The organism is Dellaglioa sp. CoH-57-MRSF-19 (assembly GCF_056781975.1).
The window spans coordinates 1-450 of the sequence record NZ_JBXAXW010000139.1; the positions used below are offsets into that span (position 1 = coordinate 1).

Genomic DNA, 450 nt, shown 5'->3' on the forward strand with positions numbered 1-450 from the left:
GTGTTATCCGGGCACCACGGACGAAGCGGTTGACCTGCGGGCACAGGCAGAAGCCGCGATCGGCCCTGACGATGAGTCGTATTTCGAATACGAGGATATGATTGCGGCGTACGAAGCGGGCTACGCACACGGCGTGAGCAGCCGATGAAGGTCCGGCGCATCACAAAGACGCGCGAGCCCAATTGTATGCAGCGTCGCATGTGGGCAGAGGACCGTGTGTGGTATAGGGTGCTCAGAGAAATAGAGCCGGACATCCAAGCTCACTGGAATGAACTCATCAACGCACCTAAGCTACCGGCCGCTGTGGATTTGGTGCTGCCCCACGTCGTTGGTACCGATGATTCACGCAGCATCGAATTCTCGAAGCCGGGACTGGCGACTGTGAAGCTGGGTGCTGATATTCCGGTGCGCGCCTCATCCTCCATGATTGAGGGAATGACGGCTAGTGTC

General features: G+C 58.2%; 1 protein-coding gene. It reads left to right on the forward strand.

Features of this window, described 5'->3' with window-relative positions:
• Nucleotides 1-186 precede the first annotated feature (186 nt).
• On the forward strand, nt 187-450 hold a 264-nt coding region (locus AC1RO3_RS08645; protein WP_481764025.1), incomplete at its 3' end, for a hypothetical protein.